Consider the following 20,408-nt stretch of genomic DNA (forward strand, 5'->3'; position numbering starts at 1 on the left):
GTACACCTCAGATCAGTTTGATGCGGCCGGGATAAGCGATGTTTCGCGGACGGGTCTCGGCCGAGAAATTACCGATGGTGCCGATGTAGGTATCGGAGTCGAATGCCGGGTTGGGATACGTCGTTGCAACCGTCGTATTGGTTGGCGAGTAGTTGACGTCGGTGAATGCGAATGACGTGTCCGGAATGCAAGGCGCGGGGCGGAACGTCGACCCCGTGCCTGTTGGCAGAAAATGGTTATGGCTTTGCAGGGAATGCCCCTGAAAACTGCCCGAGGCGCGTCCGGTATCCAGGCCTCTGGACTCATCGAGTACCCGCAGAAATTCGCCGCGCACCTCCGGTATGCGAAAGGTCGACGCACCGTCACCGCTGGTCCAGCCACCTTCCCTTCCCGCCCGCCCCGCTTCGGTGGTCAGTGCCCCGGACGCCTGGGCAAAATCCCATAACCACGGCCATTGCGCACGGTTGAACAGCGTGCCGTTGAGGGCACCATAACCACCGGGATTGAGCGCCGTGGTCGTCTCGAAAACCGGACGCCCCAGCGCAGTGCTGTCAAAGCGGCCCAACGGCCACCAACTGCCCGCACCATCGCTGCGCAGATGCCACCAGTCGCCAGCCCCCATCAGCACCAGAAACGCATAACCGCTGGCGGAAAGATGTGTGTGAAAGCGAATCCGGTCTGTACCGGACGCTTGCACCACCAGACGATTACCGCTGTTGTCCACACGACGCACAATCACGTCGCGCACGCCCAGCGCAGGGTTCGCTGCCGGCAGAGTGATGGTCGCGGGAGCGGGGCCGCCATCGATCAGTACCAGACCCAGCTCTTGATCGATCAGTGTTTTTGAAGCCGCAAGCCGGGTGACCACCGAACGCATCGGGCTGGATGTCCCGACAATCGACTGAATTGCCTTGAGCAACTGGCTGGTGTCCGCTTCCGCCGCCACCAATCCACCTGCCGTGATCACACTCAGGATTTCCTGAGTCACGCTGTTACCCCACACCGCCGGAATCAACGAACCGGGCGTGCCCGCCACCGGGTTCTCATCGACAAAGCGGCCATCGACCAGGCCGACGCTGGGGACGCTTTTTGGATAGTCCATAAGTCTTTCGTTCCTCTGAAATAACAAATGCACCGCGCCCCGCTGTCGCCTTGGCAACGCCGCTCACGGTCTGTTTCTGAAAATAAAAAGCCCACGTCAAAGTGGGCTTGGGTGAGGCAGAACGAAGGGGACGCGACTAGGCGCCTTGACTGCCTAGCAGGTCGCGAATGGCAGCCAGTGCTTCATCACCGGCGATGCGCGCCAGATCCATATTGCCCTTGGCGGCCTGAGCGCGGATCTGCGTCTTGGTCTTCAGGCGCAGGGTGCGCAAGGTCAGCAGGTGGTCGGTGAGCTGTTCGGCTTTGGCGAGAATCTGCTCGGCCGCCTGTTTGGCCGTGCGGCCCTTGGCGACCCACGCAGCCACCGACAGCGGCACCTCTTTCTTCGGATAACCGGCGTCCTGATAGGCCTGGGCGTCAGCAGCGGCCTGGGCGTATTCCATGGCCTTGAGCGGATCGCCGGCCAGCGTGTTGCGGGCGCTGTCAGCGGCCACGTCGACTTGGGCGCAAAGGCTTTCGGCTTCCTGCTGTTGCAGCAAGACGACCTTGTCTTCGTTCACAAACCACTGCTCGCCGTCCCAGTCATGGGCGGCCGAGGGTTGTGGAAGGCGCAGCTCACCATCGATCTGATGGAGTTCCTGAATGACGATCATCGAATCAGCTCCCATGTCAGCTGGACGTTCACGGCGTCCGCAAAGTTGATCGCAATACCGACGCTGTAGTCCGTCACCGGATGGCTCTTGATCCCCATGCTGAGCAACAGCTCATCGCTGTCGGCAACGGTCTGCGCCAGATTGTGCTCGGCCTGGTAGGACTGCCAGAGCGAACGCAATTGGGTGTGATCAAAACTGGCCATCAACGTGGAGACCGTGACGTCATTGACGATGTTGTTAGTGAAGATGGTGCATGGGTACGGTGTTGCCGGGTTCCAGCCGGCGGCATGGCTTGCAATCCCGGTCGAAATCGGATTCATCAAGCTGTAGTTGCCCCCCGCCCAACCGGTCGATGGAAACGCGACACTGGTCACCGCCGTCGGTGAAGGCGTCGGGTTACCCGCCACCAATCGTGCGGCCCGGGCATGGGGATCGAGCGGCAGAAACACCGCGCCAGTGCCATTGACGGTTTGCGTCCAGACCAGACGTGCGCGGTTATAGATCGAACGCACGACCGGCACCGAACCCGGCGCCCCGGTCACGACCCAGGCCAGGCACATGTCCAGCACCGAAGACTGGAATCCACCGCCGGATGCGCCGTTGGCGGTGCCCTTCAGCGACTCGGGCGCAACGTCGTAAATCGTGCCGCGCTGCATGTAAAACGTCAGCACGCCACCGATCACCTGCGCCCGCAAAAAGTACGCGGAGCTGGGCAGCAGGTCGGCACTGCTCCAGGCACTCGTCTGGAACGTACGCGAGCGACCCAACTGCCCGGCCAGCACTTCCTGGCCGATGCTGACATACACGCCTGCCGGCACCGACACGCGCCCGCCACTGGTGGAAACGCCTGCCGGTGTGATCGGCAGACGCCCGTCAGCCGTTGCCACCGTGGGCAGCGGCAGCGCCGTCAGTGGCAAGGCCAGATCCTGGTTCCAGCCCTTGGCCGTCACCGATTGAATCGCCTGCAACAACTGATCGTATTTCTTCTCATCCGGGGTGAGATCCCCGGCCTTGATGACACTGAGAATCTCCTGCGTGACACCGTTGCCCCAGTCCGCCGGAATCAGCGACCCCGGGGTCCCGGTCAAGGGGTTCTCATCGACAAACTTCCCGTTCACCAGACCGGCGCTGGGTACACTTTTTGGATAATCCATCCCGTCACTCCTCCCTAGTCATAGTTGATGTGCACCTTGGTGTGCGCCGGTGCGCTGCGGTGGATCAGGCATTCCAGCGCCGAGCCCGGGTTGACGCCGAAACGCTCACCCCAATAGCTGGCGCCGTAACGTCGACCGAGCAGCAGGCGGCCGCCGGTGTTGAGTGTCCACATGAACTGCGCTTCCCAGGTGCCGAAGTGCGCCGCGCCGAATCGCGCGCGGCCCATGCGCGGAGCTTCGTATTCGGTGATGGTCGCGTTGGGGTAGCCCTGGCTCTTGGCGATGTCGAGGTAGTAGCCGATGGCCTGGCTGCCGACCGCCAGCAGACGCCGACGCACCGCGAGGCGGCGGTCGTCGAACAGCGGCGTGGCGCCCAGGCACGGGTCAGGCAGGTTCATCACCCGCTCCCAGTCCGGCACCAGTTCGCTGACGCCGGTCGGGTCCATCTCGTTCAGCAGGTCAGCAGCGCGGGCGTCGAGACGGGCCAGTTCGACGGCGACGCCTTGCAGCACTTCCTCGAGTTCCGGCACCCGCTCCGGGTCCCATGCCGGGCCGCTGGGCAGCAGTGCGCGCAATTGCGCCTGGTATTGCGCGGCGGTTCGTATCACCCCCATACGCAACCTCCAAAGGTCAGCAGTTGATTGGCCGCTGCGCTGACATCGGCCACCGGCGCCGTCAGCACATGGTCGTTCTCGCCGCTGGTGCTGCTGATCGCTTCGCGGATATGGCTGATCAACAGCTTCTCGCCGAGGTCGGCTTCGCGGTTGTGCAAGTCACGCAACTGCGCTTCGACGGCGGCGCGCACGGCGGTGGTGTCCGGGGTCAGTTTCAGTTGATAGACCACCGGAACCTGCACCGGCGCTTGCACATGCACTTCGGCGGTCACCGGGCGCAACGGATCGATGTAGGCCTGGACCTCGGCCAGTTGATCGGCGTTGGGCACCGGTTGCGGATCGTCGTCGCGCATGATGTACACGCCGACCGTGCCTGGCCCGAGGAAGCCGCCACGGCACCAGGCACGAGTCACGCCCGGCACTTCCAGTGCCCAGGTCTCGTAGTCGCTGGCCGAACCGCCATGGGGGATGACGCGGTAGGAACGAATCACCCGCGAGCGCAGCGATTCAAGGCTTTCCCGGGCCACGCCACCGCTGAGCCCCGGCGCCAGCACCACAAAGCTGTTGCCGACGATCCCGGTGATCGGCTGCACCGGCGTCAGCGTCAGGCCCGCATCGGCGTTGCCCAGGCTGCCGGCCTCAAGCGCGGCGATGCTGGTGCTGTTGACGCCGTTCACGCTCGTGCGCGCGGCGGTGACTTTGTAAGTGCGGCCATCGTTGGATTGCAGCAGCGTGTCGACATCCAGCACCGCACCGGCGGTCGCGCTGTAGCTGACGCTGCCGGTGGCGACTTGCGCCGGTTTGCGCGGCTGGTTCAGGCGCAAGGCGGCGATCCGCTCCAGGGTCGACTCGTCGGCGGTGTCGGGCAGGATCTGCTCGGCAATCCAGTCAAGGTAACCGTACAGACCATAAGCGGCACCGCCGAGGGTGCGGGCCAGGACTTGCGCATCGGACTGGCGCAGCGAATCGCCGGCCAGGTCGCTTTGGGTGCGCTTGATCAGCACCGGCAGCGAAGGGGTTTCAAACGGCATAGATCACCTGCCAACTGTTATCGGGATTGATGTCCAGGCGTTCGCCGTCGGCCAGGGTCAGGACCGTGCGCAGGTTCAGGCGCTGGGCGTCGAGGCGTTCGCTGATGATGTCGATGGCGCTGCAATGGCCGTCGTCGATCAGCCATTGCAGGGCTTCGCGGGCATAGAACTCGGCGTCCATCTGGGTCTGGCGCGTCAGCTTGACCCGACGCAGCAGCCACAGTCGCGAGCCGATGCGGTCGTCGGCCACCGTGGGGAACGTGTCGCCCCACCAGCCGTAGCGCTCCTCGTCGTCGAGGGCATCGTCATCGGCGGCGCGGCGCCAGGTGAACAGGCTGATCAGCACCGCGCGGGTCAGCGCGGCGTGGAGGTTCTGGCTGATAAACATCAGGCGCCTCCCACTGGCGCGGCGGTCTGTCCGCTGCCGCCCTGAACGCCGCCATGCACATGCTTGATCTGGCTGATGGCGCCCGCGACCTGATCGCCCTTGGAGACAATCTTTCCGGTCTGGTTGATCACCGGCGTGTCGAAGTTGACGGCGGTGCTGGCGCGGATGTTCAGCGTGGCGGTTTCGATGTCGATGACCCGTCCGCGCTTGAAGTGGATCTTGTCGCCCTCGTCGGTGTAGATCGCCACCTCGCCAGCCGCCAGCGACTGCAAACGGTAGCGGCGGTCGGCGACCACCAGGGCGATGGCATGGGAGCGGTCACCGCCGAGAAACGTGACGACGCCCTCGGCGCCGGCCAGCGGATGACTGGTGAAACCGTAGGGTTCGAAGTGCTCCATGTCATCGTTCACTTCGCCGGCGGTGAGGCGCATTTGCAGCGATTGCAGCTTGGATGCCGAACTGGCGAGCACGACAGTGCCGCGCGCCAGAAGGCGTGTCAGTAGGCTCATGGGGTGTCCTCAGAGGTCGGAATCCTGTGGGCGCGGGCAAGCCCATGTCCACAGGGTGAAGGGTGTGCCGCTGAAGCCGGGCTCAGGTTTTCTTCGCAGGCGCGGGACTGGCGTCGAAGGTGTGCGTCGGCGCGACTTGCAGGGTGGTGACCGAGCCTTGCGCCGACAGCGAGTACGTCACCTTGGAAATCAGCATGTCCTCATCGAAACCGAGGACCGGATCCTTGACCTTCACCAGCGTGTTGTGGCGCCACAGATCACCGTTGGACTGGCGCCAGCCCTGCACCTGATAGATGGTGGTCAGCGCACGGCCCATGCGGGTCGCGCTTTCCCATTGGGCACGTTGTTGCGCCAGCTCGAAGGTCAGTTGCGTGCCTTCGTTGATCACCGTGGTGCGCCGACGCTTGAAGGTCAGGTCGGCAGACACCGACTCGACCTCGCTGGCCGCCGCCCCGCTCTGCTTGTCCGTGCCCTTCTGCTGGCCGATCACCCGGTATTCGGAAAACACCTGGCTGTAATCCATCGGTGCATTGGCCGACAAAATATTCTTGCCCAGCTCCAGCGCATCACTGGCGCGACCGCCGCTGCCCGGTTTGGCCAGCACCAGCCGGCCCTCAGCGTCATCGGTGGAAAACACCCGCAGCAACGACAGCAGCCGATCAATCGACTGGAACACCGTTTCCCCCGGCACGATCGTGTGTTTGGTCAGCCGTGCGGTTTCGGGAATTTCGTTGACCACCATTTGCGAATATTCCATCGCCAGTGCCTGGACGATGGTCAGCAGCGGCTGCTCCTGCCATTGCCCAGGGCGATTGGTGGCAGCGCAATCGACCAGGTCCTGGGTCTTCGAACTGCCCTCGACGGTCAGGCTGATCTGCCGCCCGTCATAACGGATCGGCGCCTTGAACACGTAGCCGGTGAGTACCAGATCCTTGCCGATCCGCACCTCGCACGGATCACCGGGCTTGATGCGTTGATCGGTGGTCTGGCCCGGCCATTGCCAGGTGATATCCAGTTTGAAGGTGCGGAACTGGCGCTCCAGGTCAGCGCTGATTTCCACGCTTTTCCAGCCGCCGTATTCCAGATTGTTGACGGTCAGCGTGACACGGTTGTCCTGCTCATCCATGGCTCACTCCCTTGAGACTTTCACATCATTGGGCGAGAACCCGGGATGGTTGATGCCGTTGCGCTGCGTCACTTCATTGACCCGCGTGGCATCGGCAAACTGTTTGTACGCCACCACCACGGCCGGAAAACTCTCCTGAAACGACTTGCTGATCAGCCGCACACCGGACGAGGCAACCGCCTTGAGGTGCGCGCCAATCGCGTCCTTCACATCGGCAATGGCTTGATAGTGCGCGGGATCGGCCTTGTATTCCGCCCCCTGGAGCACCTCTTCCACCTGTTTGAGCAAATGGGTGATGTCATCGTTGACCGGCACCTCTGCGCGCACAACGGGTTTATCCGCCTGCTGGGCGACAGTGGTGGTCGATGTCAGCTTGACCGGTCTGGTCGCCACCGGCATCGAGCCGACCCACTGCGCCACTTTGACGATCAGGGTGTCCTGCACCAGATTGGCCACCGCCTGCGCCGCCGCGTTGGTGTCGGTGCCGGTGGTGATCTTCGGTGCATCGGCCTTGCGGATCGCTTCGAGTTGTTGGGACACGTCGGCAATCACGCCACGGTAACCCTCCTTCGCGAAGGCCTTGAGCTCCTTGATATCACCAAGCAAACCCTTGAACTCCGCCGCCACTTCCTTGGGCAGTTCCTTGACCGCTTTGACCAGTTCGGTGATTTCCCGGTACTGGTCGATCAGCGGCTGCAACTGCTCCTTGATCACCTCATAAACCCCGGTGAGGCTGTTGCGCAGATTGGCGATGCCAATGCGCGCAGCCTTGATCAGGGTCATCGCCTGCTCGAAACGCGCCACCGCCGACCCAAGCAAGGTATCAGCCTTGGCCAGCAGCACTTTCTGGGTGCTGACAGTGGCGGTCGGGAACGGCAACGGCAGGTCGGGGTAGAACTTCAGCGTGAACGTGACCAGCCCGCCGTCCTGGCGAGTGTGGGTCATGTCGCACTCGCCGACCTTGACCTGCAAGCGTCCGAGCCACGGATGCGCCAGCTCGCCGCTGCCCTGCTCCAGTGCCTTGAGCAGCTTGTCGCGCTGCTCCAGGCAATCGGGGCCGACGATAAACGCCGTCAGGTCGTGGGTCTTGGCCTGCTGGCCGAGATCCTCGAAAAACGGCAGGTCGCGTTGCGGATACTCATGCAACTGACCTTTGCGGCCGACCGGGGTTTTCGCCTGATCGACCCAAAAACCGACACCGCGAAACGATGCCGGCACCAAACGATCACGCCAGCTCATTGAGCACCTCCCATGGACAGCGAGCGATAGCCGATGCGCGACGACACGGCCAGGCCCGGCTGGTTGGTTTGCGGTTGTTCGGTACGCAGCCCGGCCGGCGCATTTTCGAAGCGCACGGTCAGGCCGCCTTCGAGTTGCGTCCGGTTGTTGGCGGCGCTTTGCTGGATCAGGTTACTGGAGGTCTGCGGCAGGGAGCCGCCCTGCAACGTGCCATTCGCCGCCGGTGCCTGGCTTGCACCAAAGAACGCTGGCGCCAGTTCACCCTTGCCTTCGGCATTGGTCTGGCGCTGCGCCTGGGTCAACGTTTCGACCTTCCCGGTGACCTTGGCGATCAGCCCGGCGAAACCACCGTCGAACAGTTCCTTGATCGGCGCAATCACGGTTTGCAGCTTCTGCCACAACTCGCCGAACCACTCGGTAATCGGCCCCCAGTTCTTGATGATCTGCCCCAACGGTGTCCACTCGAACATGTTGTGCAGGAACTCCAGCACCGGCGCGGCCAGTGCCTGCACCACGCCCCACAGCGCCGAAAACACTTCGCTGATCGGCTGCCAGTACATCGCGATCTGTTCCAGCGGCGACCATTCGAACAGACTCTGAAAGAAGCTTTTGACCTGCTGCGCCGAGGTTTGCAGCGCGGCCCAGATCGGCTCGAAGAACGTGACGATGCTGCCCCAGTTGTTGACGATCATCCCCAGCGGAGAGTAGTCGAACAGCGTGCCGAAGAAGTCTTTGACCACTTGCCCCGCTGCTTGCAACTGCACCCACATCGGCTCGAAAAACGTGACCACCGCGCCCCAGGCACTGACGATCATCTGCATCGGCGAGAAGTCGAACAGATTGGCCAGGAAGCCCTTGATGGCCTGCGCCGCCGGTTGCAGGGTGGCCCAGATCGACGCGAAGAAGCCGCTGATCGCGCCCCAGTTCTTGATGACCATACCCAGTGGCGTCCAGTCGAACAGCCCTTTGAGGAACGACATCAGCGGCACGCTCAACGCCTTGAGCAATTCCCAGATCGCCGAGAACAACCCGGTCAGGGGCGCCCAGTTCTCCAGGATCATGCCGGCCGGTGTCCACGAGAACACCGATTTGAAGAAATCGATCACCGGTGCGGTGACCGCTTTGACCTTGTCCCAGATACCCGAGAAGAACCCGGCGACCGGTTGCCACAGTGCCGCCAGCGCTTGCAGCGGGCGCCAATCGAGCACCGAGCGCAGCCTCGCCATGGCGTCGGCCGCTGCATCTTTCACGCCTTGCCACAGGCCCGTGAAGAATGCGGAAATCGGTGTCCAGTTGGCGATGATCAGACCGGCCGCCACGGCAATGCCCATGGCGATCAGCATGATCGGGTTGGTCTTGAGCACCATGCTCATCACGTCCATGACTTGTGTCGCGCCGGTGATGGCGGTCTGCATGGCCGAGAACACAATGGCGCCAGCCGCCAGTCCCTCAACCAGTTTCGGGTTGTCGGCGAGCAGACTGCCGACCTGAGTCAGCATGGGCTCCAGACCCACCACCAGCGCCCCGACGGCAGGCACCAGTGCCGCGTCCACCGCCGTCGAGACTTTCGCCATGGCGTCACTGAACACGTTAAGGTTTTGCGCGGCGGCTTTCGGTGTTTCGGGCAGGTCGACGGCTTTTGCCGACTCACTGACCTCGGCCAGCTTGCCCTGAAACGCCGCCGCCGACTTGATCCCCTCCACGAACGGCGTGACCACGCTGCCGCCCTTGAACAGGCCACTGATGTCGATCTTGCCCAGACCGGCCTGTTCGAGGTTTTTCTTGAAACTCTCGACCTTCTTCGAAAGAGCGCCGAGCTTGGGTGACAGTTCATCGATGCCCGTGATCAGCACCGGTTTTGCTTTGTCTTCGTCTGCCATCACTGCACCTGCTGCATCGCATTGATCCGTTGCGCGTGCTCCAGCGATTCGCGGAGCACATCCAGTGGCCTGGCCATCATCTGTTCGGGGTCAACCTTCCAGAACCAGGCCAGGTCATAGGCGACTGCGATCAGGTCGGTGATGGCTCCGACGCCGCACTCATGAAAAAACTCGCAACGGCCCAGCTCAGCGCGTTGAGGTCAGCCAGATCCAGCTGGTTGACCGACGACGGCGGAATGCCGGCGCACACGGCGATGTACTTGGCCGCGACGTCCATGTCGAGGCTGACCTCTTCGCTCTTGTCGATCTTGTACGGCAGCGCCTTGATCGCTCGCACTTCCTGCACCGTCGGACGGCGCAGGACGAGTTCGGTCAGGGGCTCGCCGTGAGCTTCGATCGCAACCTGAAGCTTCACGGCGCCGCTCATTGCCAGGTCCCCTTGATGCCTTCGAATTTCAGTTCGATGGTGGCGTCATCGCCCTTGGAAACCGGCTCTTCGACCAGGTAGGCACCGGCCAGCACGTAGACCTTGCCGTTGCTGAATTCGCAGGTGACGGTGATGTCGGTGCCTTCGATCAGCTTCTTCAGCGGGAAGTCGGCGGTGTGCAGCGCGGTCACCTTGAACGATGGCGCGATGTCGGTTTCCTTGTAGAAACCCGGTACGACGGTTTCTCGTTTGACGGCCATCAGCGGCGCTTCGCAGCCGCCGTTGATGGTCAGTTGCGCGCCGTCCACTTTGACGTAGCAGGTGCCTGCAATCAGTTGACCCATGGTGTTACTCCCTTCAAATAAAAAGCCCACGCTAGGTGGGCTGGAATCAAGCAGTCAGAAGCAGCTTTCAGGCTGCGTCGTCGTACTGCAGACGGAACTGGTTGAGCAGTGCGAACACGCGCAGACCGTTGATGTAATCCGGCGGGAACAGCACGTTCACGCGGCTCGGATCCTGCACGTCGCGCTCGACGATCAGGTGCTCGGCGAACAGCTCGGCGTTCTCCACATGACCTTCCAGTTCGAGCTTGGCGTACTGGGCGATCAGCTCACCGCGAATGGTGGCCGGGGTGACGATCGGCTGGCCGGCGCCGAAACGGGTGCCGTCGGAGGCCAGTTTGTGCCGGCCGTACTTGCTGGTGATCACGCTTTGCAGGCGACGCACGATGTACGCCGACTGGTGCATGGTTTCGCTGTCCAGGTAGGAGTTGTCAGCCTGGCCATAAGCATTCTTCTGATAGGAGGTGATCGAACGCTGGATGCGCACGTAGCCGCCTTCGTAGTACGCGGTGGCGATGCCGTAGTTGAGCAGCGACTGACGCTCGGTCAGGGTGAAACGCTCGCTCGCCGGCGCCGGATCGACACCTGGCAGGCTGCCGCTCTGGGTCGGACGGCTGGCGTCGGCGGAGATGAACACCGACGTGCGCGCCGCCAGTGCGGCAGTCTGTACCCACACTGGTTGCGGAACGCCCGGCTCCAGCGCCTGGATGGTCATGTGCTGGTCGTTGCGCGCCTGACCGGCCGCCACCAGCGTGCCGACGGTGCCGCGCTTGGCGCTGTAGACGTGACCGAACAGTTGCTTGGCCCACGACCAGCGACCGGTGCTGTCGTCCATCACCGCTTGCCAGGTGTTGAGGGTGCTCAGATCCGACCACGGCAGTGCGATGAACTCGAACGGCTCGTCACCCAGCGCAGCGACGGCTGCGACCTGATCCGGCACGCCCACGCCGCCCGTCATGGCAGTGATTGCAGTGGTCAGGCCGGCCGGGGTTTCTTCGCCGTTGCTCTTGCCCAGGCGGTTGAATTGCAGGCTGATGTCGTTGCCGCTGTCGCCGGTCCATTTGGCGTTCAGAGTAACCACACCTTCGGCGGCCGCAGCGCTCACCGGCAGGTCGGCGCTGGCGTTGATTTTCTGCGCCAGGGCAGTCGCCGCCTGGGCAGCGGTGGCACCGTTGACCACGGTGGCCTGTACGCGGACACCGCCGACATACAGGTTCAGCAGGCCGGCCTGAGTGGCGGTGCCGGTCAGGGTCAGCACGCCTTTGGCGACGCTGCCTTCAGCGTTGTGCAGCGGCAGGCACCAGATCTCACCGATCGGGTCGGCCTTGCGGAAGGTTTCGTACATCGAGGCGAGCATCGAGCCCTGACCACCGATGCTTTTTGCCAGTGCGACGCTGGAAACCAGCACCAGTTTGCCGACTTCAGTCGGGGCGATGTTGTCGTTGACCTGAGCCACGATCAGCCGACGCATGCTCGACGTCGCGCTATTGGCGGCCGAGTTGTCCATTTCGGCATAGAACAGCGGTACACGAATGTCCGCGGGGATGTTGCTGAATCCGATAGCCATTATTTGGCTCCCTGTGCTTTGACTTTTGCGGTTTTGAGGGTGATATCGCCGTCGACCAGACGCCGGCGCCACCAGGCGCTGTCCAGCACTTCGCGACCTTCGAGAGGCAGCAGATCGCCCGCCTCCGGGTCCGGCACGGCACGGCCTGCGGCCGGCACTACGGTGATGCGGTTGCTCATGGGGTTACGTCTCCAGAGAAAGTCATTTCCAGGCGCCCGTCGGGGCCTGGGCGTTTGAGGTTGGGGTCGGCCGGATCGATCGCATCGACCCGCACGGTGACCCCGGTAAAGGACGACAAACCGTCCAGTTCACGTTCGTGCCAACTCTCCGCAGGCTGACTTGGCAGATTGCGGCCGAGCTGGAACTCGGCAAAAAAGCGCAGCCGGTACAGGACGCGGCTGCTGTTGATCGAGACCATTTCGCCGCCGTCATAGACGACCGCGCTGTAGTCGCTGCCCGGCTTGAAACCCACCAGCGCACGCCACAGTTCAGCGCGCAGGTCGTGCAACAGATCCAGCGCTTTTGTGGCATCCGTGGCGTCGAGCACCAGGATGATGTCGAAGCGGTCGCGGATCGGTTGGCGGGTGAGGTTTTGGGCGGTGCTGGTGCTGGCCTGATCGGCCAGCGGGATGACATGGGCCGAGGGCATCGGCAGATCCGGGTTGCCTTGCAACAGCGCCAGATCGACCCCCACGGCAATGTGGTTGGCCAGGCTTTGGCATTGCGCACGCAACTGCGTGAGGATCGGGGTGATCTTCATGGGGGCGTTCCAGAAAATAAGAGAAACAGGCGTAGCCCTGTGGGAGCAGGCCGCCCGCGGGGGGTCGACACACCCGACGTGTTGGCAAGCCGACATGTCGAATTCGCGGGCAAGCCCGCTCTTACAAAGGGCTGTGAGTCAGTCCTTGGAGGCTGCCTTGGGGTCCAGGCCGCTCGCTTCGATCAGGCAGCGATAGCTTTCCTCGCGCTTGCCGCTGGCGGTGACCTTTTCGATCGACCAGCGACCGCGCATGAAATCCGGCCAGCTGTCATCGAGCACCAGCAGACCTTCGGCAACCAGCAACGGATCGCCCGGGCAGGTGATCTTCAGCTTGTATTTCTCGCGCAGCATCTTGCGCACTTCGGCTTCACCGATGGCTTTGGCTTCCTCTTCGCTTGCCTGCCTCTGACGAATGACCTTGTACGGCTCGGAGCCGGTAATCACTTCCTTGAGCAACCCGGCGGCAGCGTCCCAGAAGCAGGTTTTGCAACCCTGATTCTGTGTGCGGGCGGTTTCCTCCAGGGTGGCGCTGATGAAGGCGTGATCGCCCGGTCGATTGTTGCGGGTGACCGACAACCTGACGTCCGGCAGCACCTGACCCGACAGCGATTTGACCTGCGCCGGCTTCGCCAGCACATACAGTTCGTTGAACGGTTTGGCGACCGCGTCGTACTTGCTCGCCAGTCGTGTGATAAAGCCCATGTCGGTTTCATTCGACTGATCGACATGGGCAATTCTGATCAGCGCCAGCTCGGGGTCGACGCGTGGCGAAAATCCATGCCGCGACACCAGCTCGCGAAACAGCCCGCCGAGCGTGGTCGGGCCATGGCTGGCCGTGCGCCGCTGCTTGAATCCGGTCTCGTCCTTGGCGCTGAAAGGCGCTGCGGTGGCGACCAGCGTGAGGCTCAAAGGGAACAGCGTCGGTGTCAGACGCGTCACCTTGAACTGGCCCTTGTCGACCAGTCTGGACTCCAGATAGCCGACCCGCAGACCGATCATCCCGCCCAGGGTCGGCAACCCCTCAAGACCCTCCAGATCAATCACCAGCGTCAGTTGATCGGATTCCAGCCCGGCGGCATCGATGTGACTCCAACTGATCAGACGCTGATTGAGCAGGGTCGCATTGGCCCCGTAAATCTCGATGGCCGGCGTGTATCCCTGTGCCATGCTGCCTCCTTAATCCCAGGCCCTGACCGGGGTGATCGCGGCGGGTTTGCTGTCGAGTTCCGGCAGCGTCACCCAGACACCCGCCGGCAGGACCGGGCCGTGTTCGGCCAGGGTCGGATTGAGTTTCCACAACGCCTCTTCGACCTGATCGTCGCTGCGACCCGACTCGCGGTAGAGCAGCAGATTGACCGAATCACCGGCCAGGCTTCGTACCTTACGCATTGTTGAACTCCGCCAGTTCGAGGGTCCAGTCGATCACCATCGCCGTGCCATCGTCGATGACCTGGCTCTGGGTTTCCTGGATGTTGTTGATCCGCCACAGGCCCCAGTTGCGACCAATGCCGTCAATTAATGGCAGCGGTGCGCGCTGGGCCTGCAACGCGCGCAACTCATCGAGCCGGGCCATTGCTACGGCGTACATCGACTTGCCGGTGATGGTCAGGGTTTCCGCTTTCTGGCCGAGTTGGTGGGACTTGGGTTTGCTGTTGAGTATCTGCAATTCGATCCAGCCGCCCTCGGACTTGCGCCCCAGCGTGCTGTAGGCGAAATCCCGGGACAGGCCGAAGATGAAACTGCCCAGTGCCATTTGTTGTTTCATGTGGCGACTCCGTCGGTGAGGGCTGCGTCGCGGCGGGTGGCGAGGGCGTTGGTTGGCATGACCTGCCCCAATTGCGCCATCGTCGTTTGTACGACCAGATTCGCCAGGGCCTGGGCACTCGCCAGATCCTGCCCCTGGATCTGAATCGTCGAGTTGAACGTGACCGGCTGGCTGTTGGCTTGCGAGGAAACAGGCGTCGGGCTTGAGGTGGCGATCAGGTCTTTGCTGACCTGTGCAGGCGAGCTGAGTCGGTCAACCTGATTTCCCAGTTTGTCGCCCAGTGATGCACCGATCTCCCCTCCGGCCATGCTCCCGAGCCAGCCACCGATCATGGTGCCCACACCCGGCAGAATTAAGGTGCCCAACGCGGCCCCGATAGCGGCACCGGCGGAGGATCCGGCTAGCGAAGCGCCGGATGACACAACCGAGCGGGTATCGCCCTGCATGACGCCAGTGACCATTTCATAACCGGCGCTGAGCAGGCGCAGCGGCGGCGCCTTTTTGGCCAGCAACGCGCCAGCCTTGGCGACGGAGCCGGACAACGGTGCTGCGGGCGGCGAACTGACGCGCGATGATCCGGCAAATGCCGTCATGGTCGCGGGCCACTCGAACGGCTCGCTGACAACTGGGCTCTGCGCGACGACATCAGCACGATCACTCCGGGGCAGACGGGCACGCCTGCGTCTGGACCCGGACTTGATATCGACCCAACGCGGTTTCAGCCTTGTCCCCTTCTGTTCGGAAGACGGTTTCTGGCCGGACGTCTTCCTGGAAGGTTTGGCAGGCGTCGGATCTTCAGGAGTCGTGCCAGCATCGCTTTTTGGAGGGTCATCCTCTGTGATCCACTTGCCGAGTCCCCTCGGCAATTTAGCCGCTGCCGACTTCACCAGCCTGCCAGCGAAGTTATCGAATGCCTTGCCAAGCACGGCCGTCACGATCGCCATGAGCCCAGCCGCCGCAACGGCCAGGCCCGCTGATGTTTTGGGGTTGGACTCGGCCATATCGGCCATTCCATTGACAGCCCCGGCCAGCGAATCCACAGCGCCGGTCGGATCCGGCATCAGTGCGGTTATCAGCCGATTGATGCTTGCGTCGAGCACATTCCAGCTTCGCTGAGGATCATTGGCTGCAGTGTTGGCGGCGCGATCAATCGACCCGCTGTAGGCGGGTGTCAACGGGTCCATTGCTGCCGAAGGCTTGAGCAGCGACAACGGTTTCTGTGGATCTTCGGCCTTCTCCAGCCACTGTCTTCCCCCGCCATCACCGCTGGCCAGCGACTTGAGGTTACGCCGTGCTGATTCTCCGGGTACCGGCGTCGACGAGCCCTCGAGCTTGCCGACGCCCACCAGCGAAAACGCTTTCTTCAGATCGTCGGGCTTGTCCAGCAGCTTGCGTACACCCTCATCACCGTTGAACAGTGTCTTGATGAGGGCGGACTGTCGTTCTACCGGTTGCTGCTTGAGTGCCTCCAACGCCTTGACCAGGTTGTCCGGCACGTTTTCAGTCAACTTGCCGGGTTCAAGTCCCAGCGACTTCCAGGCCGACTGCTCGGCAGTCGAGCCATTTGTGCCTTTGGCCAGTGCCCCGCTGATATTCTTTACCGTGGCACCGGCACCGGACTTGTCCATGTCGGCATTGAGTAATGCGGCCGAAAGGGCTGCGGTCTGCTCGGGTGCAATACCAGCTGCCTTCGCAGACTCGCCGGATTGCTGAACCACGGAGCCGATATCCGCAGCCGTCGCTTTAAGACCGCTGTTGCCCAGAAGATAAGTAGCGTCCGCCAGGTGCTGGCCCTGGTTGCGGTCCAGCTTCAGCGAAGTTCGCCAGCCGGTCAGCATTTCCGCCGAAGCCTTCAGGCCAATCCCGAAGGCCGAGGCATTGATGGCCGCGTCACGGGCAAAATCCAGCAGCGCCTGTTGCTGGTCTTTCCCCTTGAGACCAGCACCGATACCGGATCTGGCCGCCGAATATTCGACTTGCGCCAGATCCACGGCCGTTGCCCCACTCTTGGCGACTCGCTTGTCAGTGGCCATTTGCAGGTTGGCGACCGACATGGCGTTGAGATCGCTGCCCAGACCCGGGATTTGCCGCAACTGCGACATCGCCGAGTCCAGCGCCATGCGTGACTGTAAGTAACCGGGAGGGGGCCGTTGCTCGACTTCGGCCGTGAGTTTTGACTTCGGCTCACTGACCGGTGCGGCGACGGAGGCCGGTACCGGTGCGCCGGGCCTGAAAAGCGACTGCTGGGATGCCAATACCTCGCGAAGCTTGACCTGTTCCTTGATCAGCAGACGGATGTCCTGGCTAGTGGTCACCAGCGTCAGCGCCAACTCCGCCAGCGGCTTTGCGAGTACGTCGGCCCCTGACAGTCCACCGACCAGGCCAGTGTCGCTGAATCCGGCGCTGCCGCTCATGGTGCTCAGCATGAGCCCATACTTTGTCTCTGCCATGCCGCTCTACTCCTTTTTCACGCCAAGGCGAGTGATCGCTATGTCGTAGCGGCGCAACGCCTTTTCGGCGTCCCATTCCAGAATTTCCGCCTCACTTACCGGGTAAATGAGCGGCACGATATCGAGGATTACTTCGATGTCGCGTTCCGAAAGTAGGCCGCCGGCTGGTTTAAAAAATCGTCGATGCGCACCTGTAGCTGGGTCCAGTCCGGGACGCTCAACAGGGCCAGATCGGGGATCATCAGGCCGGTGCAGTGGGCGGTGATGAACTCGGCGCGTTCCTTGGCCGTTTTCAGTTTCTTCATCACTTTGGTGGCACGAAGCACCGGCATTTCCAGGCTCAGCGAAGTGAGCGTGCGACCGGTGACGGCGAGCGGCTGCAGCAGTTGCACCTGATCGGGATCGTCCGAACGCTCTGCGTCTTCAACCTGCTCGAGAAAGTAAGACGCCGGACGGGTCGACATTTCGTGTACGTATTGAGCGATGCTCACGTAGTCCGGGCGTTTGAGCTGGTCGAGTTCCTTGACCGACAGCCCGGTGGCGAGCAGCGCCAGTTCGAAGAACTGATCGTCCTCGTCATCGCCCGCGCGATCCAGCGCGTCTTTCTGGGCGGCGTAGAACAGCGGCTTGAGCTGGATCTGTTCGATCTGCGAACCGTCGTCACCGGTGATCGGCGACAACAGATCATGCTTGGGTGGCATCCACGACATGAATGAATTCCTTGGTGATTCCTGGGGGGTGTTGCTAAACATCGGCCAGTCACACTGGCCCGATGTGAGAGCGGACTTGCTCGCGAAGGCGGCATGTCAGATGGATGAGTTTCGACTGCTACACCGCTTTTGCGGGCAGCCCGCTCCCACAGGGTCAGGTGTCTGACTTGCCTGCAGCGTTACGGCATCAGCACCGCGCGGCGGGCATCGCCGAGGATATCGACGCCGTTGAGGACGAACTTCTGGGTACGCACATCGATGTCAATCACTGGCACGCCGTTTTCCAGCCGGTTGTAGGTGCGGCAGGACAGTTCCAGGTTGGTCTTGGGTTTCTCACCCATTTTCAACGCGGTTTCTTCCAGGGATTTCAGCTTGCCGCCGACGGTGTGATAGGTGAACCAGGTGTTGCCGTCCTGATCCTGACCGGCTTCACGCACGTTCAGCAGAATGTCGTCGCCGAGCTTCACACCCAGTGCGAGCATGACTTCTGCGCCCAGACCTTGCAGGGTCAGCTTGGCGCCGAGGGCTTTGCCGCCCTTGGCCATCTCTTCGACGATGAAACGGCCACCACGCATCTCTTCCATATCGAATTCGATTTTCGGCGGAGTGAATTCTTCCACGGTCGCCGACAACGGCAGGCCTTGCAGGGTGGCCGCGATGGCCTGTCTTACGCGGTTGGTAAACATTAGAGAACGTCCTCCAGGAACTGCTCGATGATTTCATCGCGGGCGTTGAGTTGATAAACCATGTGTTCGTTCGGCGCGTAGCGGCCGTAGTCGATGACCACGTACCAGGTGCCGTTCTTGTACTTCTCGACGCTGTTCAGTTCCGGGTGCAGGTACACGCTGCCGCCAGGAATGGTTTCGTCGGCGACCAGGGTTTGCAGCCAGTCGTTGATGCGCTTGACCTCCTGATCCATGAAGGACTTGGTCAGGTTTTTGGCCATGGCTTTCTGGCCGGCCTTGACCAGCTTGCGGCTGATCGCGTCTTCGAGGCCGACGTAGCTGATGAACTTGCCGGTGATCGAGCGGTTACCCAGCAGCGAGAAGCCGCCCAGCACGGTGCGGGCGTAATAGCTGACGCCGTAGCGGTTGAGCAGATCGCCCTCGGTGGAGGTGTCGAGAATGTTGTATTCAACGACCCGCGAGACGTCCTCGGCGTAGGTCACCTGGTTGCCCGGGCTCTCCCATTGCTTGACCTTGGCCAGCGCGGCAATCGCCAGGCTGGACGGCGACAGGAAGACGTTTTTCTTCGCCGCTTTGGAGTACACGGCCGGCATGTTGTGCACCACCAGGCAACGGTCAAAACCGAGGTCGGCACCGCCCAGTTCCTGGCTGTAGGTCACTTGATCGGCGACCGAGGCGTCCTTGCCGTCCAGCACCACACGGGCCTTGATGCGTTTGCCGAACGAAGCGAATTCGCTGGCGACCGCTTTAGTGCCGGTGAAGCCCGGCGCGCCGATGATGGTCAGGTCTTCCGGGACGCTGCCCAGTGCAGCCAGACCGAGCTTGCGACCAGTGGCCGGCTCAATGCCGCCGATCACGTTGTTGACGGTATCGGCCGGGGTAGCGCCCGCCTCGACGATCACCACGTACACCGGCACCTTGACCACTTTGAGGATCTGGTAGACCGCGTGATACAGGGTGCCTTCCTCGGCGCCGGTCGGATCCAGCAGCGCGTGGGTGGTGAAGCTGTTGATGCGGAACGGTGCGTTGCGCGGAATCAGCGGATCGGCTTTCGGCGCGGTGCCGACCAGCCCGATGACGTTGTCACCCAGGCCACCCATGGCCTCGGGGGATTCGGTGGCATTGACGGTAATGCCGTTGTGCTCGAAGTTCAGAACCTCAGCCATGTTCAGTCAGCCTTCTTGGCAGCGGCCTTTTTGGCCTGGGTGGATGTTTTCAGTTCAAGTCGACCGGCGCTGTGCAAGGCACTGGCCTCGACATCGAGCAGATCGAGTTCCTGGCCGACGCTCGACCAGTGACCACCCCCGGTGGGGAATGGGACGAGCACGGTGTAGGTTTGGCGGGTTGCCATTTTTCGTTTCTCCATAAACGGACAAGCCCCACAGGGGAGGGGCTTGGTGGGTGTTGAAGGTTTTTTTGGGGGGGGAAAGAAAACGCCCCGGGGTTCGGGGCGTCTATTGAAGGTTTGCGGTTGAAGCTTTAAGCGCGGAATCGGGCCAGCCTTCGTTGAGCATTTCGTCCTTGTAGGTACCGGTCTCAAGTGCTTTCAGCAAAGTCGATTCCCGGTCAAAGCATGCCTGTACGTGGCCCCGGATAGCTTTCGCAATCACCAGGATTTGTGCTGCATCGATCTCAACGAACCCTCCAAGAGTTTTGAAGTTGCAGCGATACTCTGGATCGAGCATGGCCGACAAGCCGGTGCTGGAAATCAACGCCTGACTGTCGCGCGTTGTCTCGATAGCCAGCCCATCAACCGTTATTCCGCACGCCTCACGAGCAAAGCGCTGTGCTGCAAACAGGCCCGGATAATCGGGGGCCTCGACCGGGAAAGGTCGTTTGGCAACAACACCATCCTCCAATGTCCAGACACCGTCTCTTTCCGTTCGGGTCGCGAGAAAAACCGCATCGCTGAGTTCTATCGCCTGCTGCGGAATGACCGCATGAATATCGGAGTCGTAACGCCCGGACAAAACACCGAGTTCATCAAATGTAGCGAATTTCATAGAT

Annotated in this window: 24 protein-coding genes; all 24 read right to left on the minus strand. The window is 62.1% G+C overall.

Features of this window, described 5'->3' with window-relative positions; genetic code table 11:
- Positions 1-7 precede the first annotated feature (7 nt).
- A complete protein-coding gene (locus tag KVQ74_RS18330; RefSeq protein ID WP_217832587.1) occupies positions 8-1,102 on the minus strand; it encodes a phage tail protein in 1,095 nt (364 codons plus the stop codon).
- Between the two features lie 136 nt (positions 1,103-1,238).
- A complete protein-coding gene (locus KVQ74_RS18335) occupies positions 1,239-1,754 on the minus strand; it encodes a phage tail protein (RefSeq protein WP_217832588.1) in 516 nt (171 codons plus the stop codon).
- Complete coding sequence (locus KVQ74_RS18340) at positions 1,751-2,908, minus strand: phage tail protein (RefSeq protein WP_217832589.1); 1,158 nt, start codon at positions 2,906-2,908, stop codon at positions 1,751-1,753. Before KVQ74_RS18340 ends, KVQ74_RS18335 begins: the two co-directional genes overlap by 4 nt.
- 14 nt (positions 2,909-2,922) lie before the next feature.
- Positions 2,923-3,522 carry a YmfQ family protein gene (locus KVQ74_RS18345; RefSeq protein WP_217832590.1) on the minus strand — a complete coding sequence of 200 codons (600 nt, stop codon included), beginning with the start codon at positions 3,520-3,522 and terminating at the stop codon, positions 2,923-2,925.
- The gene (locus KVQ74_RS18350) at positions 3,513-4,553 is read right to left on the minus strand and encodes a baseplate J/gp47 family protein (RefSeq protein ID WP_217832591.1); all 1,041 of its coding nucleotides are present in this window, start codon (positions 4,551-4,553) and stop codon (positions 3,513-3,515) included. The genes KVQ74_RS18345 and KVQ74_RS18350 overlap by 10 nt, the downstream gene beginning before the upstream one ends.
- Positions 4,543-4,941, minus strand: a complete 399-nt coding sequence (locus tag KVQ74_RS18355; RefSeq protein ID WP_150594499.1) for a phage GP46 family protein — start codon at positions 4,939-4,941, stop codon at positions 4,543-4,545. The genes KVQ74_RS18350 and KVQ74_RS18355 overlap by 11 nt, the downstream gene beginning before the upstream one ends.
- Entirely contained in the window at positions 4,941-5,450 is a 510-nt protein-coding gene (locus KVQ74_RS18360; protein WP_217832592.1) for a phage baseplate assembly protein V, read from the minus strand. The genes KVQ74_RS18355 and KVQ74_RS18360 overlap by 1 nt, the downstream gene beginning before the upstream one ends.
- Before the next feature lie 82 nt (positions 5,451-5,532).
- Positions 5,533-6,576 carry a phage baseplate assembly protein gene (locus KVQ74_RS18365; protein WP_217832593.1) on the minus strand — a complete coding sequence of 348 codons (1,044 nt, stop codon included), beginning with the start codon at positions 6,574-6,576 and terminating at the stop codon, positions 5,533-5,535.
- A gap of 3 nt (positions 6,577-6,579) precedes the next feature.
- Positions 6,580-7,815 carry a DNA circularization protein gene (locus tag KVQ74_RS18370; protein ID WP_217832594.1) on the minus strand — a complete coding sequence of 412 codons (1,236 nt, stop codon included), beginning with the start codon at positions 7,813-7,815 and terminating at the stop codon, positions 6,580-6,582.
- Positions 7,812-9,695 carry a phage tail protein gene (locus KVQ74_RS18375; RefSeq protein WP_217832595.1) on the minus strand — a complete coding sequence of 628 codons (1,884 nt, stop codon included), beginning with the start codon at positions 9,693-9,695 and terminating at the stop codon, positions 7,812-7,814. The genes KVQ74_RS18370 and KVQ74_RS18375 overlap by 4 nt, the downstream gene beginning before the upstream one ends.
- Before the next feature lie 130 nt (positions 9,696-9,825).
- Positions 9,826-10,122, minus strand: coding sequence for a phage tail assembly protein (locus KVQ74_RS18380; protein ID WP_003222226.1), 297 nt, complete (start codon positions 10,120-10,122; stop codon positions 9,826-9,828).
- Entirely contained in the window at positions 10,119-10,466 is a 348-nt protein-coding gene (locus tag KVQ74_RS18385) for a phage tail tube protein (RefSeq protein WP_007908779.1), read from the minus strand. The genes KVQ74_RS18380 and KVQ74_RS18385 overlap by 4 nt, the downstream gene beginning before the upstream one ends.
- A gap of 67 nt (positions 10,467-10,533) precedes the next feature.
- Entirely contained in the window at positions 10,534-12,030 is a 1,497-nt protein-coding gene (locus tag KVQ74_RS18390) for a phage tail sheath subtilisin-like domain-containing protein (RefSeq protein ID WP_217832596.1), read from the minus strand.
- Complete coding sequence (locus KVQ74_RS18395; protein ID WP_217832597.1) at positions 12,030-12,209, minus strand: DUF2635 domain-containing protein; 180 nt, start codon at positions 12,207-12,209, stop codon at positions 12,030-12,032. The genes KVQ74_RS18390 and KVQ74_RS18395 overlap by 1 nt, the downstream gene beginning before the upstream one ends.
- Positions 12,206-12,790, minus strand: coding sequence for a phage tail terminator protein (locus tag KVQ74_RS18400; protein WP_217832598.1), 585 nt, complete (start codon positions 12,788-12,790; stop codon positions 12,206-12,208). The genes KVQ74_RS18395 and KVQ74_RS18400 overlap by 4 nt, the downstream gene beginning before the upstream one ends.
- A 138-nt stretch (positions 12,791-12,928) precedes the next feature.
- Positions 12,929-13,957, minus strand: coding sequence for a phage late control D family protein (locus KVQ74_RS18405; protein ID WP_217832599.1), 1,029 nt, complete (start codon positions 13,955-13,957; stop codon positions 12,929-12,931).
- A 9-nt stretch (positions 13,958-13,966) separates the two neighbouring features.
- The gene (locus KVQ74_RS18410) at positions 13,967-14,179 is read right to left on the minus strand and encodes a tail protein X (protein ID WP_217832600.1); all 213 of its coding nucleotides are present in this window, start codon (positions 14,177-14,179) and stop codon (positions 13,967-13,969) included.
- The gene (locus KVQ74_RS18415) at positions 14,172-14,555 is read right to left on the minus strand and encodes a phage tail protein (RefSeq protein WP_217832601.1); all 384 of its coding nucleotides are present in this window, start codon (positions 14,553-14,555) and stop codon (positions 14,172-14,174) included. Before KVQ74_RS18415 ends, KVQ74_RS18410 begins: the two co-directional genes overlap by 8 nt.
- A complete protein-coding gene (locus KVQ74_RS18420) occupies positions 14,552-17,005 on the minus strand; it encodes a phage tail tape measure protein (protein WP_217832602.1) in 2,454 nt (817 codons plus the stop codon). The genes KVQ74_RS18415 and KVQ74_RS18420 overlap by 4 nt, the downstream gene beginning before the upstream one ends.
- Before the next feature lie 128 nt (positions 17,006-17,133).
- On the minus strand, positions 17,134-17,715 hold the full coding sequence (locus tag KVQ74_RS18425) for a phage tail assembly protein (protein WP_217832603.1): 582 nt from the start codon (positions 17,713-17,715) through the stop codon (positions 17,134-17,136).
- A 179-nt stretch (positions 17,716-17,894) separates the two neighbouring features.
- Complete coding sequence (locus tag KVQ74_RS18430; RefSeq protein WP_217832604.1) at positions 17,895-18,401, minus strand: phage major tail tube protein; 507 nt, start codon at positions 18,399-18,401, stop codon at positions 17,895-17,897.
- Positions 18,401-19,567: a phage tail sheath protein gene (locus KVQ74_RS18435; RefSeq protein WP_217832605.1), complete on the minus strand. Its 1,167-nt coding sequence runs from the start codon at positions 19,565-19,567 to the stop codon at positions 18,401-18,403. The genes KVQ74_RS18430 and KVQ74_RS18435 overlap by 1 nt, the downstream gene beginning before the upstream one ends.
- 2 nt (positions 19,568-19,569) lie before the next feature.
- Positions 19,570-19,752, minus strand: a complete 183-nt coding sequence (locus tag KVQ74_RS18440; protein WP_217832606.1) for a hypothetical protein — start codon at positions 19,750-19,752, stop codon at positions 19,570-19,572.
- A gap of 103 nt (positions 19,753-19,855) precedes the next feature.
- Entirely contained in the window at positions 19,856-20,404 is a 549-nt protein-coding gene (locus tag KVQ74_RS18445; protein WP_217832607.1) for a DUF4376 domain-containing protein, read from the minus strand.
- Positions 20,405-20,408 lie beyond the last annotated feature (4 nt).

Source organism: Pseudomonas botevensis (assembly GCF_019145475.1).
Taxonomy (GTDB): Bacteria; Pseudomonadota; Gammaproteobacteria; order Pseudomonadales; family Pseudomonadaceae; genus Aquipseudomonas; species Aquipseudomonas botevensis.

Excerpts from the sequence above, each read along its gene's own strand:
- KVQ74_RS18380 (WP_003222226.1), bottom strand. The coding sequence starts at position 10,122 with ATGAGCGGCGCCGTGAAGCTTCAGGTTGCGATCGAAGCTCACGGCGAG.
- KVQ74_RS18445 (WP_217832607.1), bottom strand. The coding sequence starts at position 20,404 with ATGAAATTCGCTACATTTGATGAACTCGGTGTTTTGTCCGGGCGTTAC.
- KVQ74_RS18420 (WP_217832602.1), bottom strand. The coding sequence starts at position 17,005 with ATGGCAGAGACAAAGTATGGGCTCATGCTGAGCACCATGAGCGGCAGC.
- KVQ74_RS18440 (WP_217832606.1), bottom strand. The coding sequence starts at position 19,752 with ATGGCAACCCGCCAAACCTACACCGTGCTCGTCCCATTCCCCACCGGG.
- KVQ74_RS18330 (WP_217832587.1), bottom strand. The coding sequence starts at position 1,102 with ATGGACTATCCAAAAAGCGTCCCCAGCGTCGGCCTGGTCGATGGCCGC.
- KVQ74_RS18425 (WP_217832603.1), bottom strand. The coding sequence starts at position 17,715 with ATGTCGTGGATGCCACCCAAGCATGATCTGTTGTCGCCGATCACCGGT.
- KVQ74_RS18360 (WP_217832592.1), bottom strand. The coding sequence starts at position 5,450 with ATGAGCCTACTGACACGCCTTCTGGCGCGCGGCACTGTCGTGCTCGCC.
- KVQ74_RS18390 (WP_217832596.1), bottom strand. The coding sequence starts at position 12,030 with ATGGCTATCGGATTCAGCAACATCCCCGCGGACATTCGTGTACCGCTG.
- KVQ74_RS18435 (WP_217832605.1), bottom strand. The coding sequence starts at position 19,567 with ATGGCTGAGGTTCTGAACTTCGAGCACAACGGCATTACCGTCAATGCC.
- KVQ74_RS18340 (WP_217832589.1), bottom strand. The coding sequence starts at position 2,908 with ATGGATTATCCAAAAAGTGTACCCAGCGCCGGTCTGGTGAACGGGAAG.
- KVQ74_RS18430 (WP_217832604.1), bottom strand. The coding sequence starts at position 18,401 with ATGTTTACCAACCGCGTAAGACAGGCCATCGCGGCCACCCTGCAAGGC.
- KVQ74_RS18370 (WP_217832594.1), bottom strand. The coding sequence starts at position 7,815 with ATGAGCTGGCGTGATCGTTTGGTGCCGGCATCGTTTCGCGGTGTCGGT.
- KVQ74_RS18385 (WP_007908779.1), bottom strand. The coding sequence starts at position 10,466 with ATGGGTCAACTGATTGCAGGCACCTGCTACGTCAAAGTGGACGGCGCG.
- KVQ74_RS18355 (WP_150594499.1), bottom strand. The coding sequence starts at position 4,941 with ATGTTTATCAGCCAGAACCTCCACGCCGCGCTGACCCGCGCGGTGCTG.
- KVQ74_RS18335 (WP_217832588.1), bottom strand. The coding sequence starts at position 1,754 with ATGATCGTCATTCAGGAACTCCATCAGATCGATGGTGAGCTGCGCCTT.
- KVQ74_RS18405 (WP_217832599.1), bottom strand. The coding sequence starts at position 13,957 with ATGGCACAGGGATACACGCCGGCCATCGAGATTTACGGGGCCAATGCG.
- KVQ74_RS18400 (WP_217832598.1), bottom strand. The coding sequence starts at position 12,790 with ATGAAGATCACCCCGATCCTCACGCAGTTGCGTGCGCAATGCCAAAGC.
- KVQ74_RS18345 (WP_217832590.1), bottom strand. The coding sequence starts at position 3,522 with ATGGGGGTGATACGAACCGCCGCGCAATACCAGGCGCAATTGCGCGCA.
- KVQ74_RS18410 (WP_217832600.1), bottom strand. The coding sequence starts at position 14,179 with ATGCGTAAGGTACGAAGCCTGGCCGGTGATTCGGTCAATCTGCTGCTC.
- KVQ74_RS18350 (WP_217832591.1), bottom strand. The coding sequence starts at position 4,553 with ATGCCGTTTGAAACCCCTTCGCTGCCGGTGCTGATCAAGCGCACCCAA.
- KVQ74_RS18415 (WP_217832601.1), bottom strand. The coding sequence starts at position 14,555 with ATGAAACAACAAATGGCACTGGGCAGTTTCATCTTCGGCCTGTCCCGG.
- KVQ74_RS18395 (WP_217832597.1), bottom strand. The coding sequence starts at position 12,209 with ATGAGCAACCGCATCACCGTAGTGCCGGCCGCAGGCCGTGCCGTGCCG.
- KVQ74_RS18365 (WP_217832593.1), bottom strand. The coding sequence starts at position 6,576 with ATGGATGAGCAGGACAACCGTGTCACGCTGACCGTCAACAATCTGGAA.
- KVQ74_RS18375 (WP_217832595.1), bottom strand. The coding sequence starts at position 9,695 with ATGGCAGACGAAGACAAAGCAAAACCGGTGCTGATCACGGGCATCGAT.